13 protein-coding genes and 2 pseudogenes are annotated in these 17,294 nt (G+C 64.9%); 5 read left to right on the top strand and 10 right to left on the bottom strand.

Features of this window, described 5'->3' with window-relative positions:
- Positions 1 to 36 precede the first annotated feature (36 nt).
- Positions 37 to 174 carry an FxLD family lanthipeptide gene (locus tag DDV73_RS27390; protein WP_206051131.1) on the bottom strand — a complete coding sequence of 46 codons (138 nt, stop codon included), beginning with the start codon at positions 172 to 174 and terminating at the stop codon, positions 37 to 39.
- A 330-nt stretch (positions 175 to 504) separates the two neighbouring features.
- Between DDV73_RS27390 and DDV73_RS29785 the strand changes: the two are divergent.
- The 3 genes and pseudogenes from DDV73_RS29785 to DDV73_RS27380 all read left to right on the top strand — a co-directional run.
- Positions 505 to 768, top strand: a pseudogene (locus DDV73_RS29785) (helix-turn-helix domain-containing protein); the annotation flags it as partial.
- Positions 769 to 855: 87 nt separating this feature from the next.
- On the top strand, positions 856 to 1,827 hold the full coding sequence (locus DDV73_RS27385) for an NsdA family TPR-like regulatory protein (protein ID WP_240617523.1): 972 nt from the start codon (positions 856 to 858) through the stop codon (positions 1,825 to 1,827).
- The gene (locus DDV73_RS27380) at positions 1,824 to 2,369 is read left to right on the top strand and encodes a GNAT family N-acetyltransferase (protein WP_109510442.1); all 546 of its coding nucleotides are present in this window, start codon (positions 1,824 to 1,826) and stop codon (positions 2,367 to 2,369) included. Before DDV73_RS27385 ends, DDV73_RS27380 begins: the two co-directional genes overlap by 4 nt.
- Before the next feature lie 94 nt (positions 2,370 to 2,463).
- Here the strand turns inward: DDV73_RS27380 and DDV73_RS28960 are convergent, their stop codons facing one another.
- Together DDV73_RS28960 and DDV73_RS27370 are read right to left on the bottom strand one after the other, a co-directional pair.
- Positions 2,464 to 3,411 (bottom strand): HNH endonuclease signature motif containing protein, encoded by a 948-nt coding sequence (locus DDV73_RS28960; RefSeq protein ID WP_240617528.1) that lies wholly within the window; start codon positions 3,409 to 3,411, stop codon positions 2,464 to 2,466.
- 24 nt (positions 3,412 to 3,435) lie between these two features.
- Entirely contained in the window at positions 3,436 to 3,897 is a 462-nt protein-coding gene (locus tag DDV73_RS27370; protein WP_109510441.1) for a very short patch repair endonuclease, read from the bottom strand.
- Between the two features lie 100 nt (positions 3,898 to 3,997).
- On the opposite strand from DDV73_RS27370, the gene DDV73_RS27365 reads away from it, so the two are divergent.
- The gene (locus tag DDV73_RS27365; protein WP_206051129.1) at positions 3,998 to 5,314 is read left to right on the top strand and encodes an ATP-binding protein; all 1,317 of its coding nucleotides are present in this window, start codon (positions 3,998 to 4,000) and stop codon (positions 5,312 to 5,314) included.
- Here DDV73_RS27365 and dcm read toward each other — a convergent pair.
- Entirely contained in the window at positions 5,311 to 7,215 is a 1,905-nt protein-coding gene (gene dcm, locus DDV73_RS27360; protein WP_109510439.1) for a DNA cytosine methyltransferase, read from the bottom strand. The genes DDV73_RS27365 and dcm overlap by 4 nt on opposite strands.
- Before the next feature lie 280 nt (positions 7,216 to 7,495).
- Here dcm and DDV73_RS27355 point away from each other — a divergent pair.
- Positions 7,496 to 8,892, top strand: a pseudogene (locus DDV73_RS27355) (IS1380 family transposase).
- 168 nt (positions 8,893 to 9,060) lie between these two features.
- On the opposite strand, the gene DDV73_RS27350 reads toward DDV73_RS27355, so the two are convergent.
- The 6 genes from DDV73_RS27350 to DDV73_RS27320 form a co-directional block, all read right to left on the bottom strand.
- A complete protein-coding gene (locus tag DDV73_RS27350; protein ID WP_109510438.1) occupies positions 9,061 to 10,044 on the bottom strand; it encodes a PD-(D/E)XK motif protein in 984 nt (327 codons plus the stop codon).
- Positions 10,041 to 12,791: a Z1 domain-containing protein gene (locus tag DDV73_RS27345; protein ID WP_161962548.1), complete on the bottom strand. Its 2,751-nt coding sequence runs from the start codon at positions 12,789 to 12,791 to the stop codon at positions 10,041 to 10,043. Before DDV73_RS27345 ends, DDV73_RS27350 begins: the two co-directional genes overlap by 4 nt.
- Positions 12,775 to 14,175 carry an ATP-binding protein gene (locus tag DDV73_RS29560; RefSeq protein WP_161962547.1) on the bottom strand — a complete coding sequence of 467 codons (1,401 nt, stop codon included), beginning with the start codon at positions 14,173 to 14,175 and terminating at the stop codon, positions 12,775 to 12,777. The genes DDV73_RS27345 and DDV73_RS29560 overlap by 17 nt, the downstream gene beginning before the upstream one ends.
- 831 nt (positions 14,176 to 15,006) lie before the next feature.
- Positions 15,007 to 16,218: an NAD(P)/FAD-dependent oxidoreductase gene (locus DDV73_RS27330; protein ID WP_109510434.1), complete on the bottom strand. Its 1,212-nt coding sequence runs from the start codon at positions 16,216 to 16,218 to the stop codon at positions 15,007 to 15,009.
- The gene (gene folE, locus DDV73_RS27325) at positions 16,215 to 16,841 is read right to left on the bottom strand and encodes a GTP cyclohydrolase I (RefSeq protein WP_109510433.1); all 627 of its coding nucleotides are present in this window, start codon (positions 16,839 to 16,841) and stop codon (positions 16,215 to 16,217) included. The genes DDV73_RS27330 and folE overlap by 4 nt, the downstream gene beginning before the upstream one ends.
- Positions 16,838 to 17,269: a hypothetical protein gene (locus DDV73_RS27320; RefSeq protein WP_109510432.1), complete on the bottom strand. Its 432-nt coding sequence runs from the start codon at positions 17,267 to 17,269 to the stop codon at positions 16,838 to 16,840. The genes folE and DDV73_RS27320 overlap by 4 nt, the downstream gene beginning before the upstream one ends.
- Between the last annotated feature and the right edge of the window lie 25 nt (positions 17,270 to 17,294).

The following is a 17,294-nucleotide window of genomic DNA, read 5'->3' as shown; positions in this document are numbered from 1 at the left end:
CCGTCGAAGACCCAGCCCCTGTTCCGAACAAGGGCTTCAGACCCTGCTCACGCACGACGACGGGCAGGTCGCTGCGCATCCATCGTTAGTGCCGCATCTGCCCGCCATCTCGAGCTCGGCGTCGGTCACCACCTGGATGTCGAGATCGAAGTCCGGCTCGATCGTTGCGGTCATCGGTTCCATTTGCTTCTTCTCCTTCTGTTCGGCGAGTGATGAGGCGACTGCCGACCTGAGCATCAAGACGTCAGCCCGCCAGATCAGTCGGTCCTGTCTGTGGACGGGTGGAGCGACGGAGCGCGCGTGGACTCTCGGGGTTCGACACGCGCTCCGTCGGTTCGTGGGCGCCTACAGGCAGGGCAAGCACCGAGACGGGCCGACAGGTCAGCCGGACCGTCAGTACAGGCATGCTTGCCTCCTCGCGGTGATGGGTGATTGGCGCCACCACAGAATCTGGTGCTCCGCAGTGATGCGAGGAGGCCGTATTCAGTTCCTGAATATGAGCCGATGCCCGGAATGTCTACCGGCCGTTACCCTCGGGGAGTGGACGCCACCGACGACGTGCTTGCCGCGCTGACAAGCGCTGAGGGTCAGCGCGCTGTCGCATCTGGCGACACGGGCGCCGTCGTTAGGGTCGTACGCAGGAGGCTCGGCGTTAAGCAGGTCGAACTCGCGAGGCACTCGGGATGGTCCCAGCCGACGATCTCCCGGGTTGAGAAGGGACTCAACCGTGACCCCGCAGTGCTGACAGATCTGGCCGGCGCGCTAGGCATCCCCCGGTCCATATTCAGTGACCTTGCGGCTGGATCCAAGCCGTCTAGCGTTGACGATATGGATCGGCGAAGGTTCCTGGAGAGCGTGACAACGGTCGCCGCTCTCGCCATGCTGCCGCCGCCGCTCTCCGACCTGGCCAGCGGAACACGCATCGGTGCCTCGACCGTTCGGCAGAGTTGGGCAACTCTCGCCCGACTCGACCAGTTAGAAGCAACCCATGGCGGCGGGGCGGTCTACGAGCTGACCACGTCCATCGCCAAGCGACTGATCGACGCCCTCGGCTCTGCCAGCTACAGCACGGCCACAGGCCGAGAACTCCGCGGCGTCGCCTCCGCCTCCGCCGTCAAGGCAGGCTGGCGCGCTTACGATGCCGGCCGATCAGAGGAAGCGCGCCGGTGGTGGCTGGAGACCCTCCGCCTCCACGAACTGGGACCCGGGGCCGAAGAGGCGCGCCATCGGGCCTTGGCCGCGATGTCGAAAGATGCGTCCGACCAAGGCAATGGCCGTGACGGCATCGCACTCGCGCAAGCCGCCGCCAAGGTTGGGGCCAACCTCGGGTCTCCGGCCATGATGTCCTTCGCGGCGGCGCGCGAGGCCATAGGTCACGCCAGTGTCGGTGATCAAGCGAACTCGATCCGCGCACTGCGACGAGCTCGCCTGCTCATGGACCGAGAAGCGGCCTACGACCGGCCTGAGTGGCTGATCTTCTGGGGTCCAAGCGACATCGCGAGCCACGAGATGCGATGTGGTCGTCTCCTGGAGAGTCCGCGCACATCCCAGGAAGCGGCCCGCACGGCCGCCAAGCTCGTTACGGACGACACCTCCCCACGGAACCGCGCGATCTACGACGTGTACCTCGCTTACGAACTCGCTCGCGCTGGCAACCTCGACGAGGCCATCGCGCTCGGCACCGGGATCCTTCGTCACACCGCGCTGCACGGCTCGGGACGAATCCGCAACGAACTCAAGTCGACCGCAACCTCGCTAGCTCGACATGACTATCAACCCGCAAAGGACTTCGCGTTGACCGCTCACCGAATCCTGTTTGCCTCATGAATGTCGATGACCTTGTCTTCACGGTCCACGGGCCGACGACGGCAATCGAGCAACTGGAGGTCGTCGTCGATCTGTACCGGGCGGCCTTCGAGAAGCCACCCGCTGAGATGGAGCAAGGTGTCGGTTGGCTGACCCAAGCCTGGGCCCGCCGAACCTCCGCCCCCGGATTCCGGCTCGTCGTTGCATCGCACGACGGGGCACCAGTCGGCGCAATCTACGGGCATCAGATCGGCGAATCCTGGTGGGAGTCAGCGATCGGCATTCCGTCCGACGTAACCAAGGAATGGCCAGGACGGACCGTCGCCTTCATTGACATGATGGTCCGCCCAGCCTGGCGACGGCACGGCGTCGCCAAGCGGATGCACGCTCTTCAACTCGCGGACCGGGCCGAGGAGAGGGCCACACTCCTCGTCAACCCGGCAAACACTAACGCCCGGGCTGCCTATATCAAGTGGGGCTACGAACGGGCCGGCGCTATCGAGCCCGTGGCCTTTCCTGGGAAGAGCTACGACGCCATGCTGCTCGATGGGCTGGGCGGCTGAACCCTCGAGCACCGATTGGATTGGTCCGGATTGCCTGGGTGAGGCGTGCCGTCGCGTCAAGACCTCGTGCAGACGAGGCTCCATGCACGCGCAGTCAGCTAGCGCGGTGCTCTGCCCAATGATGCGCGAGCCACTCGACTTGAGGATCGCGCAGACAAGTGCGGAGTGTCTGATCATGCAAGGTTGCGTACTGCGGATATGCCTCTAACGAATCCGAAACGTCGACTCGGAGGGTCCCTGGATCTACCGCCAGCCAGCCGTCATCGAATAGGCGATGGATGTCTCGGCGAAGAAGGAGGCCTCCGTGCTCATGATGCTCTCCGAGCTCCGCGTAGCTATACAAGTGGCCCGCCTCGAGAACTCGGGGCGGCGTGTCGCCGGTGAAGGCACATACTTCGCCCTGCGCCGCCAATAGGTGCTCACGGAACTGTCGCTGTCCTCGACGGACTCGCACCGTCTCCAGATGGTGGCCCTGCGGAACAAAGAAGCCTGGTGCCCGATGCGCTACTCGGTCGACCGCTCTATCGGCACCCCGCAGGGTGACAGCCTCCCGGAAGTCGTCCCATCGCAGCTGCCGCATACTCAGCTGGCTCCTGGGCGCGTCGCACAACTGGCGCAGGGCATCGCCAGGGAGAAGACCGTCCAATGATGTCCACGCTGCATCGTGTCGGGATCGGTACTCGACGACTGTCGCCGTCAAGGCGTGCGGTGTCTCGAACTCCTCACTGCACTTGTAGCACTTGAAGCGTGGCGACTTGACCACTCGCTGCTTGATGCCTGCCTTGCCGCAATAGGGACACTTGAAGAGGAGCTTCTCCTTGGTCTCTCGCACGATCTCCTCGATGACCGAGAGACCTAGGAGGCGCTCCTTGTCCCAGACTGCGATCGGGTCGCCGACCTTGATCCGTGCGTGATTCGGAACGGTGCTGTCCCACGTGTAGTAGACGTCCGCTTGGTCGTCATAGCCGGCATTGCCACCGTGCTGACGGTTCTCGCCCACGGTCATCAGAAGCCAGGCCGAAACCGCGCCAGGACCGGACATCACCACGACACGCCTCCCTGTCCATCAGCAGTGGTCCGAGCTTGACACAGCGGGCGAGACTGCGGACACCAGTTGGCGATATGCCCGCTCCACCTCGTCGGCCGCCTGACGCGGATCGGTGTGCTCCCAGATGCGGACGACGGTGGCCCCCATCTCCTCGAGTCTTTGCCGTGTGTCGAGATCCCGCCGATAGTTGCCGTTGATCTTTTTCAGCCAGAACTCGGTCCGCGTCTTTGGCTGGACGAAGTGCTCCGGACACCGGTGCCAGAAACAGCCGTCGACGAAGACATAGAGGTCGACTCGGGAGAACGTGAGATCCGCCCTACGCCGACGATCAAACGGCAGAGGTTGATTGACGCGGAACCGCAGGCCCCTCGAGTGGAGAATTGACCGAATCGCCAGCTCGGGCCCGGTGTCCCGACCGCGGTTCGCCTGCATCGTCCGACGCGTCGCGGGCGTCACCCCCTGACTCGCTTGATCCCGCATTCGTCGGTGCTCCTCGGTACGCTCTCGGCCACGGAGTGTCGGCCGTCGAGGCGGCCCCCCCAGTGCGATTATCTACCTCAGGAGGTGCTAGGTCTTGGCCGTGCGCAGGAGCTACTTCGATGTCCCGCCGTCGGCCGCCCGGCTGACAGGTTCATTACGTGACATCGGGTACGACTTCCAGACGGCAGTCGCCGACCTGGTCGACAACTCCATCTCCGCTGGTGGGCACCGCATCGGCGTCGAGCTCGTCTTCGAACCCAACAACTCCTACGTGCTGATCTGGGACGACGGCCGCGGGATGGGCCCAACCGAACTCCTCGAGGCACTCCGCTTCGGAAGTCGCAGGGACTACAGGCGCAACGAGCTCGGGCGATTCGGGCTCGGACTGAAGACAGGCTCGTTCTCGCAGTGCCGCCGACTCACTGTCGTGACTCGGAAGGCACCGAAGCAGCAGACGTTCCATGTACGAACACTCGACTTGGACTACATCGAGCGCGACGACTCCTGGAGTGTCTTAGTCGACGAGCAGAGCGAGGCGATCGAGCACGCGAAGCGGATCCTTCGTGATGGCCCCGGCACGGTCGTCGTCTGGGAAAATCTCGACCGGGTCCTTCCGGATCGCTACGCAGAGTCCGGCTGGGGTCGGCGTAGGTTGAGCAGCCTCGCCACCAAGACAGGTGAGCACCTAGCCATGGTCTTCCACCGCTTCCTCGCCGGGACACACGGGCTGGACCCCGTCACAATCTCGGTGAACAATTTGAACGCCGACACCAGCGAACCGGGAGTTCAGCTCAAGCTAGAAGCGTGGGACCCGTTCGCGACGGCTGAGGATCACACGCAAGCCATCCCTGTCGAGATCTTTGAGGTTGAGACCGACGAAGGTGCGTCCGACATCAGGTTCAGCGGATACGTACTCCCTCCGCGTGACAAATTCTCCTCTCCCGAGCGCTTCGAACGTCTCTCTGGGCCACTGAAGTGGAACCGTCAGCAGGGTCTCTACATCTATCGGGCGAACAGGTTGGTCCAGTACGGCGGATGGAACGGGCTCCGAGGGATCGATGAACACACGAAGCTCGCACGCGCTGCGGTTGACTTCGACACAGAGTTGGACGAGGCCTTCCAGATCAACGTGGCCAAGATGAGTGTCGTCCTCCCAGCAACCTTGAAGAACATGCTTGAGCGACCGATCCACGACCTGTGCGTCCGCGCAGACGCCGCCTACCGGCAGTCGGCCTCATCCGCGGGCGGTCGCAGGCCATCAAGTAAGTCAACATCAGCCGACGGTGTGGCCCTTCGCGAGGTCGGCGTGGCCTTGAAGGCCGTCATGTTGGAGTCAACCGATCTCAAGGGCTTCCGCGCTGCCTTGGGAAAGCTCAAAGAACGACACCCTGACCTAGCCCGTTCGCTTGACCTCTAGCTGAAATCAGCAGCCGAACGGCACCACGACTGCAACGGACACGCGCCACAGTTTGGGCGGGTCGGGAGACAGACGTCCGCTCCCACCTCGAGCAGGCCGAGTTGGGCAGAGCGAGCGTCTGGGCCGTAGCCGACCAGTTTTGCGATGGCGATCCGGCCGTCGCTGTTCTGGTTCTTGCGACCGAGCTGGTTCTTCTGCAACCGCGCTGCAACCCGAAGGGCACCAGATGTGACGACGACCGGCTCCTCGCCCTCGATACCTGCGAGCTGTGCCCGGTCGGCAACGCTCTGCATGACGATCTTCTTGCTCACCAGCGCGTCGAGCTCGTCTTCAGTCGGATCAGCCACGTCCCCCATGGCCTTCGCCAGGTTGATGACGGCGTCGAGGCGGTCTGCGCGGTCGATCCACCCGAGGATCTCCGCGACCTCGGCACGATGGTCAACAAGATCCTTCGGCGTGCTGTACTTCTCCAACAACGGCCACACTGAGCCCGCGACCAAGGGCGATACGCGATCCAGGAGCAGCTCTCCCACCATGACGTGCCAAGCGGACGCGGTGTGGTACCAAGGCGACGAGCTCGCGTGAGGCTCGCGGAACCAAGTTGCAAGGGCTCCGCCCACCTCCTCACTGGAGGGGCGATCGCTCGGCTCAGTGGAGAGAGCCGCGACTACAGCGGATCCAATCGCGAATCCAAGTCGCGGCGGGACTGCGTTCCCGATCTGCTTGAAGGCCGCCGAAGGCGGCCCTGCGAACCGAAACCAGTCCGGGAAAGTCTGGATCCGCGCGGCCTCACGCACTGTCAGCGTGCGGTTCTGCTCTGGGTGGATGTACCAGTAGCCGTCCTTGGCGATGTGGGCGGTGATAGTCCGTGAGACGTCGTCCCCGGAGAGACGCTTGTACTTGTCATCGAAGATGTCGTCCCGGTATCGCTTCAGGTGTTCCGGCAGGTCCGAGTAGCGACTCTCCGAGTCCAGAAGTTCGAATGCCCGCTCGTCATCCTCGCGAACTGGTCGCGTGATGTGATCGAAGACCTTTGCCTCGTCGTCGTTCTGCACCCCGGAGCGCATCGCGCGCTGGAACGCTGAACGGGGGCCTGCGTACTCGGTCCACCCCTGCGCGCCACCTTCGGGCCGCCAGCCACCCTCGACCGACGGCAGATCCGAGATCGCGTTCGCAACCGTCACCTTGCGGGGGGTCTCAGACGGCCATTCGAATTGGCCGCCGTCCCTGATCGCGACAAGGATCAGCCGCTGGCGGAACTGAGGGACACCGTACCGCCACGCATCGACGACCCGCTCCTCTACCGAATAGCCGAGTGACTCCAGCTCGAACACCATGCTCCGGAGGATGAACATCTCTCGGTCAAGAGCCATGTCTGGGACATTCTCCATTACCACCGCACGCGGCATGGCAAGCCGTACGACCTCGAGGTACGACCGCCAGAGGTCCCGTCGACGGTCGTGCGGATCCCGAAGCCCTTCACGTACAAGGAACCGCATTCCAGATCGGCCGGCCTTGGAGAATGGCTGGCAGGGCGGGCCACCAGCGAGCACATCGATCCGGTTCGCCACAAGGATTGATGCAACTCGCTCGACGACGTCCGCATCACCAAGGTCCCAGTCAATCGCCATCCCACCCATGTGGTGGCGGTGGGTCTCCAAGGCCTCGGAGTCATGGTCCGCGCCCAAGACGACGCGGACGCTGGCCTGCTCCAAGCCGAGGCCCAACCCGCCCGCACCGCAGAAGAGGTCCGCGGCGAGGAGCACCTCCGGATCGCGTTGACGGAGTCTTGAGCAGAGGTCTGCAAGTTCCACTTCGGTCTCACAATGGTCCTTGTGTGGCTCAAGGCGGAGGAAAGGACCCCTCACCAGCCGGACGCCTGGCCTTCGTCTTGCAGTCATGACTCACTCCTCGACGTGAGTCTAAGTAACCCACCCATCACTTCCCGTATCTGGCGGCTGTGTCCCGACTGACACGAGACACGGCCAAGGCCTCGTCTGGGTACCGTCCAGATGTCGCCCCCAAGGTCGATACGGACCACCTGTCCGGTCCTTCTCGGTTGCGACACTAGCCCGGAGATTTCGTGAGGTGGGCGTGCCGGTGAACTGAAAAGTGCTCCTGACCTGTGACGATGCGGAGTGTCTAGGTCCAAGTCGTCACAGCTCAAGGAGCACCTTCCAGGTGAGGAACACTACCGGGTTCTATCCACGTCCTCGTGTCGACACGTCCGCGTGTGGGGCGGTGGGTCAGGCGGGCGGGGTGCTGCTCACCCAGACCGTGGCCGCGACCGGGCTCGGAGCAGAGCTGTCGGCCGCTTTGGCGCCGTGGCGCAAGCCGTTGGCGGTCCATGACCCGGCCAAGGTTGTGTTGGATCTGGCGGTCGCGCTCGCGCTGGGCGGGGGCTGTCTGGCCGATGTCGCGCTGCTGCGCGCCGAGCCCGGCTTGTACGGGCCGGTGGCCTCGGATCCGACTGTCTCGCGCACCATCGCGGCGCTGGCTGCCGACGCGCCGACGGTGTTGAGGGCGATCAACACCGCACGCGCGGCCGCCCGGGCCCGTGCCTGGGAGCTGGCCGGTAAGGCCGCAGCGGATCACGGTGCCAGCGCCGCCAGCCCGTTGATCGTGGACCTGGACGCCACGCTGGTGACCTCGCACAGCGAGAAGGAGAACGCCAAGCCCACCCACAAGAAGGGGTTCGGGTTCCACCCGTTGTGTGCGTTCGTCGACCACGGCCCCGACGGCACCGGGGAACCACTGGCCATCCTGGCGCGGGCCGGCAACGCCGGGTCGAACACCGCGGTCGATCACATTGCGGTGATCAAGCAGGCGCTGGCCCAGCTGCCCGGCCACAAGCCCGGGGTCCGACCGGGCCGGCGAGTGCTGATCCGCACCGACGCCGCCGGCTGCACCCACGAGGTGCTGGACTGGATGGCCGGGCAGCGGCTGTCCTACTCGGTCGGGTTCACCCTGCCCGACCACACACCTGACCTGCTCAAACAGATACCCGAGCAGGTGTGGGTCCCGGCCTACGACGCCGACGGCGAGGTCCGCGACGGCGCCTGGGTCGCCGAGTTGACCGGGCTGTTGGACCTGACCGGATGGCCCGCCGGGATGCGGGTCATCGCCCGCAAGGAACGACCCCACCCCGGCGCCCAGCTCCGGATCACCGACATCAACGGCCACCGAGTCACCGCGTTCGCCACCAACACCACCAAGGGCAACTGGCCGACCTGGAACTTCGCCACCGGCGCCGCGCACGGTGCGAGGACCGGATCCGGATCGCCAAAGACACCAGCCTGACCAACCTCCCTCTACAGGGGTTCGACCAGAACCAGATCTGGTGCGCCATCGTGATGCTCGCGGTCGAGCTCACCGCCTGGATGCAGACCCTCGCCCTGCACGGCCACGCCGCCCGCAGATGGGAACCCAAACGGCTCCGGCTCAGGCTGTTCACCATCCCCGCCACCATCGCCCGCACCGCACGCCGCGTGACCTTGCACCTGGCCGACAAAGCACCGTGGGCAACCCTCGCCCGCCACGGCTTCCACCGGCTGGTCGCGCTCGCCGCACCCGGCTGACCACCAGCCCACCCGTCCCGACAACCCGCAACATCCCCGGACCGTGGAACCGGCGCCCACCCGAGGCGACACCCGGGCCAATGTCGGCGCCACCCGACACAATCAAAGCCATCACGCGGCCCTCACCGCCGCGACGAACCACATCACCCCTGCGATGAAATATCCGGGCTAGTCGTCAGGGCTCCAGCGGTCAGGAGTGGAGCCCGTGCGCCAAGCTCCACAGGCATTCATGTCGAGCTGATACGTGAGGCCGGCGACGCCATGCGGGAGTCCATCTGGGAACGTGGCTTGCGTGAGCCTCGGAAAGTCATCCGTCACTCGGTACAGTCCCTCGTCGACGACCCGGTAGGTCACCTCGCTCTCGTTGCGCCCAGCCGGCGTATACCCGCGACGAGCGAGCTTTGCCTTCAGGTCGGCCCGAGTGACCGGATCGTCGCGAAACGCGTTGATGGCAGATGTAGCCAGGCTGCTTAGGCTATTCGCCGCGAGCGAATCGCGAGCAATACGCAGGCTGTAGAGGTAGAGATGCCCGGTGACGGGGTCGTCGAGCTGCTCGAGGTGCTCGATGGTGTGCGTGATGGCACCACCGAGCGCGGTCGTCTTCACCTCAACGGACGATGTCGGCCACTGAAAGTCGTGCCGCGAGCCGTTTGACCCTTCCCAGGCCTGCACCGACGCCGCGGAGTGGCCCGCCCACCGGTTGAGAAACCAAAGCTCTCCAAATAGCCCGACGGCGCCGGCTACCGACATGCGATCTGGGTCGACACCCCAGAACCATCGCCACTCTCGCACGGCGGCGGTCACTGAGGCCGTGCGGAGCTCGATCGGCTCGTCGATAACCACAGTTGCAATGTCCGCTGCGACAGTTGCGAACGTCTGCACTGTGCCAGGGTCTAGGCACAGCAGGTCAACGTAGGCCGCGTCGGTGCGTCCCGCGATCCGGTGACGGATGATCGCGGCGCTCAGCCCATGAGTCTCGTCGAGCCCCAGGTCGGATCTACCGTCGACGAGGACCAGCAGATGCTGATGCTCGGCGTTGTCGCGTGCGATCCAAACCCCGGAGTCGGGAACGACCTCGCGCGCCTCCAACTCCTGATTCGTCGTCGGCGTTGCTAGCGACTCCCAGATCTCAACGAACTCATCCGGAGTCATCGAGGGGCTCCCGGACTTGGCGCAGACAGGTACTCGACCGTGGCATCCGACTTGCTGAACGGGAACGAAATGGCGTACTGCACGATCGTTGGCACGTCCTCAGGCTTCTCGAACAGTCGGACGCGATTCCTCGCTCGCCGAGCGTCCGGCTCGGCAGCAGGGCTGATCGGATAGATCATGAGAAGCCCTTCCGTAGGATCCCGCTGCTCGCGTTGCCGTATAGACAAAGCCACACCAGGGAACTCCCGGTACCGCTCTTGAGCGGCAGCGAGGGCCGCTTCAGTCAATCCAATCAGTTCATCACCAGGGTCGGTGACGACGCCCATGGAGGTCGGATCCTGCTTCATGCGCGTACGGCTGATCAGCGGCACGCTCTCCCGACCAGCCACCCCGAGGTTCTCACTGAATGATGGGTCGGGCGAGGCGCTGGATCCGCAGGCAAGGAGAACCTGCCAGCGCACCAGTTCGCCCATCTTGGCCTGAGCCTGGATGTAGTCCACCAGCGACGTGACGTCGAACTTTCGCTCCTGCGCAATCGAGAAAGTCCGAAGGAACTCGATCACGTTCGCTGGTTCGACGTTCACCCAGGTCGGCTTGGCCGCAGCAGGGTCCTCTGGTACCCCAAGTCGTTCGAACAAGCTCCGCGTCGCCTCGAGGTTCGCGAGGATCGTCTGCCGATCAGTCTCGCGGAGGTTGCCGGTCGGCAGCGCCTCCGGCACCCGTAGCGTCTGAATCAGCTCGCCGGAATAGCTGAGGTTGTTCTCCTCGGCGTCCCGCATCTTGCTCGGCTGGGTCACCTTCATGACGGAGTGCTTCCGAACGCGGACAACGAAGTCCGTCGGCGTCAGTCGGTCGCGCTCGTAGCGGGAGACCTGACTCCGAAGGTCAGCCTCAGCCGTTGCCAAATCGTGGAAATACGAGACCAGCGCTTTGGTGCTGTAAAGGCGCGTCAGATCAACGTATCGCCCGCGGTAACCAAACCACCGGGCCATCTGCAGGAGAGTGTCGTAGTAGAGCGTTGACCGCACGTAGAAGGACACAAGCAGTCCTTCGATGGTCAGGCCGCGGCTGAGTTTGTTGCCGCCGATCAGCACAGCCTTGAGCGTTGGCTCCGCGTCAAAGTCCAGTTCGTCCGCATGATCGGAGTTGAGCACTCGGATATCGATGCCGTCCCGCAACAGACGGTCAATGTGCGGCTCAATCTCGGCGAACGTCGCGACTCGGCTGATGTCCATCCCGGCCGTGACGCGCATGAAGCTCGCGGTCCAGCGCTCTGCGAGCTGCGGTCGGTAATCACGGGCCTCGTACAGCCAGCGCTGGCGGATGTAGGCGAGTTCCTTTCCGACGTCGGGTGCCAACTGGTTCTGCATTGCCCGCTGCATGTCGGTATGGATGAGCATCGTGCAGGGCTCATCCCGCCCGGCCCGGTGTACCAGCGCCGCCGAGGCAAGCACGTAGTCGGCGAGAGCCAACTTGAGACTTGGCGGAACCGTCGGCACGAACCCGGCGCGCTGTCGCGGTGGTGGGACGATGAGCGCAAGGTCCTTGTCGGAGACGAACTCGACTACGTCCAGCCCATCTTCGTCCAGGGTGCCGGCCTCACCCGAGATGGCATCGCGACCAAACAGGCGTACCGAGCCGACGTACAGGTCCCCTGGCGGGTCCGGCAGGTTGATGATGAAATGTCGAGGATAGAGGTCGCCGCCGGCGGCCCTATCGAATGCATCGGGATCGATGAGCACGTTTGCAAACGGCGTAGCCGTGTATGCCACGTAGGCACACTTGTCGAAGCGGTTTATGAGAATGCGAATGTTCTTGTTGATTGCGCTCGGGCTTAGCTCGTCAGCCGCGGGCGCTCCGCCATCGAAGTCGCGGCCGTCCCCCACCAGGTCGACTTGGTCTTCGAAGCCGACCTCCGCGGGCACCTCGCCGAAGCGGTTACCGCCGGTGTTGATCGATGCCTGGTCTGCTTCGTCGTCGATGACCAAGACGGCGACGTCCTTCGGGACGCGATCCTTCATCCATTCGTTGAGCCACTCAAGTCGTGACTTGTTCTTCTTAACGACCAGGATGACCTGTTCGTTGCCCTGCAGCACTGCGGCGTTGACGCCGCTCTTCGCGAAGTCTTCCCAGAGGCCGGGACCCGTCATCCACTGCCAGCGCTTGCCCGCTTCCGGCTCGCCGACGCCCTTCACATTCTCACGACCAAGATCGCGTTCCAACCGCAGCTGCGTCTGACGCCGCAGCGAGTTGTGCAGTCCAGACAGGACGATCACGATCTTGTAGCCGGCATCAGCCGCCTTGGCGATCAGCGCTGAGAAGTTCTGTGTCTTTCCGCTCTGAACGTGGCCAATGACTAGGCCGCGGATCGCAAACCCATCGTCAGACTTCGGGTCTTCGAGGTGCGAAAGGATCCTGTTGGTGGCCTTGTCAAGGCTGTCGATCTCGAATTCTTGACGTCTGAGGTCGTGCGCGAGAAGCTCGCGCTGTCGCCGCCAGTAATAGCCACCTGCCGGGTTGTGGTCATCGAACCACGCGCGCGGCCCGCCTTCGGCCAGGACGCCGGGCTCAAGCACCTGGATTGTCGTCGAGGTCTGCTGGGTGTAGGCACGCCGAACCGCCTCGTGATCCTCGGCTGGGATCAGATGTGCGGCGGCGCCAAGGGCGTCGTCTAGCGTCAAGCCGTCCGACATCAGCAATCTGACCATCCGAACGTGCTTGTCGATTCGCTCACCAGCCGAGGTCACGGGCCACCTCCGGGTAAGTTCGCTGCAGACTGGACATGATTCGACCGAGAGCGTCCCCCTCGCCGGCATCCTGAGCTGCCTTCTCCAATGCGAGGCGCGCCGCTGAGCGTGACGCCTCCAGGTCAAGGCCTGTTCGCCTCCGGTCCGACCCGGACGTCGGCGGCAGTCCGTATGGCGATCCAGCGGAGCCGGACGGAGTTGGCACCGGCTGGGGCATCGGCGAAGGCCCAGGCGTCGGCCGCGGCGCCGGACGTGGACCCGGCTTGGGGCGCGAGGACCGGTCAGCGTTGCGATACCGACTCTGAGCAGCGGAGCAGACCTGCCTGATCACAGGCTGAATCTCCTCACGGATGTCTACCGGCAGCTTAACGATCGCCTTCGAAATGTTGATGCCGAAGGCAGCGTCTAGTTCGGGCGAGAAGTCGAGGGAAACGCGCGCCAGCTTGGTGTGCTCGTCATTAGTGCGCAGCCGATTCCAGCCTCCCCATTGGATGAGACGATCAGCCCGATAGATGTAGAGACCCTGCTGGTTGTTCCACCGGTTGGGTCCGGACGCACGATTCCATGCATTAGTGTCGGTAAACTCCGACTGTCCTGGCAGGACGTACGGATGAAGTGCGACGATGCCCTGCGACCCCTCCGAGATAACCGGGTAGTAAGACGACTCAAGCGACTCGGTTGCGGGCTCATCGAGACAAAAGGGGTCCCACGGCTCAACTACAGCGTCGTTGACGAAGATGTCGACCTTCTGTCGGCCCCGGACCTTCCCACTCAGGAACCGATGGAACACCATACCCAAGTGCTGAGCCACATTCTCGGTCTGCTCAAGGAGCTTTCGCTTGGCCCAACCTCCCTCGGGATCCTTGTATGTCAGCACTCGGTCGAGCACCTGCCAGAGCACCACCGTGCCGGTCGTGGTCTGGAGCGGCTCCGTCAGGTCGATAGGTCGATCGTCCGGTTCGAGGACCAGAATCTCCCATCTGTTGGTGCGCTCGATGTGGTTTAGATCAAAGACGCGAGCCTCGACCCGCGCTCGCTGCGGCGCGATGCGACTCGCCACCACCACACGGCGACACTGCGAGATAGAGGCCGTCTTGAGGCCAAAACCGAACTTGCCCAAGTCATCGTCGCCGTACTCGCGGATCGAGCCAATCCGGAGGCTCTCCGTGATGGTGTCGGTGTCCATACCAGTGCCGTTGTCGGCAATCCGCACCCACGAGTCCGCGCCGTCAAAGACGAGGTCGATGCGCACCGCCGTCGCCTCAGCCTCGATGCTGTTGTCAACAAGGTCGGCGATTGCCTGTGGCAGCTCATAGCCGATGTCACGAAGGGAGTGGACCGTCCGGCCAGCAGCCGGGATAACCTCTTCGACCTTCTTCCGCACTGAAGCCACTACAGCGCTACCTTCCTCGAGTCCGCGGGTTTCGGAGCCTGCGCCAACGAGCGTAGGGCGTCACGTCGACACAGGTCCGAGGAACGCCGCCCTAAGTCGCAAGCGTGACGTACCCACCGCCTCCAGGCGGCACCCGTTCGCAAGTTTATTCGCGGTAAAGCCACTCCCTCGAGGCGCGCACCAGGTCGGCGGCGAGCATCAACCGGAACAGGCGGAAGCGGTGTTCTTCGACCGCGGTCCCGGCCGCGCAGCTCAGCGGACGCGACCTGCCCGCAGGCTTGCGATTGGGTGGCCACGAACTCAAGGGCAGCGCCTTCACTCACCCAGCACCGTCGGCCCCGTCGTCAGCTGCGTTGCGACAAAGGGCCGTCGAAGTGCTCGGGCATGGGCGGCGGTCGCGACTGAGTCACTCGAGGTGCAGTCCGAATAGTGCGCCATCAGGGCCTTCGTTGAGCTGAGGCAGTCGACCGCGGAGGAGGTCCTCATCGATCGGCGGGACCGGCACACCGTCATCGAGGGCGAGGCTACCTGACCGTGGGCACGGGATAGTCCGCCGCGGGTCGGTGCGCGACGCACAACTCCTCGGGGGTGGGCGGGCGTTGTCGAGGAACATCAGGCTGCGAAGCGGAAGTTGCAAGCGTTCTGCTCGCGGGTGTTCTGCGGGAAGGTGCCACCGATCTTGTAGCCGCGGGGCAGGGTGGGGCTGGTGCCGGTGCCGTCGACCTGTCACGGAACATCGGGAGCGTAGAAGCCTCCAGCGGCCATCTCGCCGGTCGTGCAGTCGAGCATCGCGGCGAGGTGCGCCCACCTGCCCCGCGCGGGTCAGCTCCCTGCCAAGGCTGCCAGGTCGGTGGACTCGTCCGCGAGGCGGTCGCGGGCGACGGCGGCGCCGACGAGCGCCCGGATGGGGTCGATGGCGTCCCAGTCGTTGACGTGCATGCCGGCCAGGACATGGTCGCCCTTGAGCCAGAAGGCGGTGAACACGCCGGCGGGGTTGCCGCGAAGGATCACCTCGTCGTAGCCGTCCGGCCCGACGTTGCCGACGTACTCCATGCCGAGGTCGTACTGGTCGGTGAAGAAGTACGGCAGACGCGTGTAGGCCTCGTCCTGGCCGAGCATGTTGCGCGCGGCCACCTTGCCCTGCTCGATGGCGTTGTCCCAGTGCTCGACGCGGATCCGCCGACCAAGGGTCGGGTGCCGGTGGTTGGCCACGTCGCCCGCGGCGTACACATGCGGATCGGCCGCGCAGAGCCGTTCGTCGACGACGACGCCGTTGTCCACGGCAAGGCCGCTCTCCCGTGCGAGCTCGTCGTTGGGCGCCACCCCGATGCCGACGAGCACCAGGTCCGCCGAGACCTCAGACCCGTCGCCCAGGCGTAGGACGGTCTCAGCGGCACCGGCCGAGGTGAAGCCCTCGACACTGGCGCCGAGCCGCAGATCGACGCCGTGCGAGCGATGGAGCTCGGCGAACGTGGCAGCGACCTCGGACCCGAGCACGCGGAGCAGCGGCAGGTCGAGTGACTCGATGACGGTGACCTCGGACCCAGCGGTGCGTGCGGCAGCGGCGGCCTCTAGCCCGATCCAGCCGGCCCCGACGATGACGATGCGCCGACCGGGCTGGAAGGCGGCCTTGAGCGCGCGGCTGTCCTCGAGGGTGCGCAGGTAGGCCACCGCTCCCCCGGCGTCGTCTGCTGCGGGAAGCCGACGCGGGGTCGAACCCGTCGCGAGGAGCAGCCGGTCGTAGGCGTGCTCGTCGGTGCCGACGTGGACTCGGCCACGGTCCAGGTCGATCCCGGTGACCCGGGAGCCGAGGTGCAGCTCGACGGACTGGTCGGCGTACCACTGCCCGTCGTGGACGAAGATCGACGCCTCGTCCTCGTTGCCGAGCAGGTAGCCCTTGGAGAGCGGCGGACGATTGTAGGGAAGGTGAGGCTCGGCGCCGAACAGCGCGATGCTGCCGTCATGGCCCTGGCTGCGGAGCTCTTCGACGGCGTTGGCGGCGGCCAGTCCAGCGCCGACGATGACGATCCTCATCGCGCACCTCGCGAGGGACGCGCCAGGGACAGGAACTCGGCGCGGGAGGCAGGGTCGTCGCGCAGCTGACCGAACAGCGCGGACGTGACGGTGCGTGCTCCCGCAACTCGGGCGCCGCGCAGGCTCATGCAGGTGTGCTCGGCATCGATCACCACCCCTACACCGTACGGCGTCAGCTGGCGTTGCAGGTGGTCGGCGATGCGCTTGGTCAGCCGCTCCTGGGTCTGAGCGTGGCGCGCGTGGAAGTCGACCAGCCGGGCGAACTTGGAGAGGCCGAGAATGCGCTCGCCGGGAAGGTAGCCGACGTGCGCGACCCCGACGAACGGCAGCATGTGGTGCTCGCACAAGGACTGCACCGGAATGTTCTCCACCAGCACGAGCTCGTCATAACCCTCGTCGTTGGGGAACGTGGTCATGTCGAACTCCGGGACCGTGAGCATCTCGGCGTACGCAAGCGCCATCCGTCGCGGCGTCTCCAGAACGCTCTCGTCCTCGATGTCGACCCCGAGTGCGGTCAGGAAGTCGGCGGCCGCTTCCTCGGCGGCCGTCGGGTCGATCTCGCGGCCCGGATGAGTGACCCGCGGTCGCCAGCGCAACAGGTCCGGCGCGGCCTGCGAGCTCATCGCGTGGTCTTGCCGACGCGGGTGCCGGTCCGGGGAGCGAGCAGGCTCAGGGAGAGTGCCGCCACGAGCAGACCGAAGTCGCGCAGCGCGACGTCGTAGTACTCGCCCATGGTGACGAGGTTGACGATGATCCCGCCCAGCCAGGCGGCGACCAGCAGCCCGCCGAACCTCGGACGCACCGCGACCGCGATGCCCGCGACGATCTCGACCACGCCGACCATGAGCATCGCGTCGTGGGCGCTGCCCGGCGCGATGTCGTTGATCCATGGGGCGAGGTAGTCCTCCCAATCGGTCAGCAGCCCGAAGAACTTGTCGAGCCCGAAGGCGATCGGGGCGACCGTGAAGACCGTGCGTAGCAACAGGAACGCCCGGTTCGCTGCCTGTGTCGTGTCCTGCGCGGTGTGGTCACTGTGAACGGTGTCGGTCATGACGTCTCCGATTCTAAAAAGTAAG

It is taken from the genome of Nocardioides speluncae (genome assembly GCF_003121585.1).
GTDB lineage: Bacteria > Actinomycetota > Actinomycetes > Propionibacteriales > Nocardioidaceae > Nocardioides > Nocardioides speluncae.
This window is presented reverse-complemented; position numbering and strand designations above follow the sequence as displayed.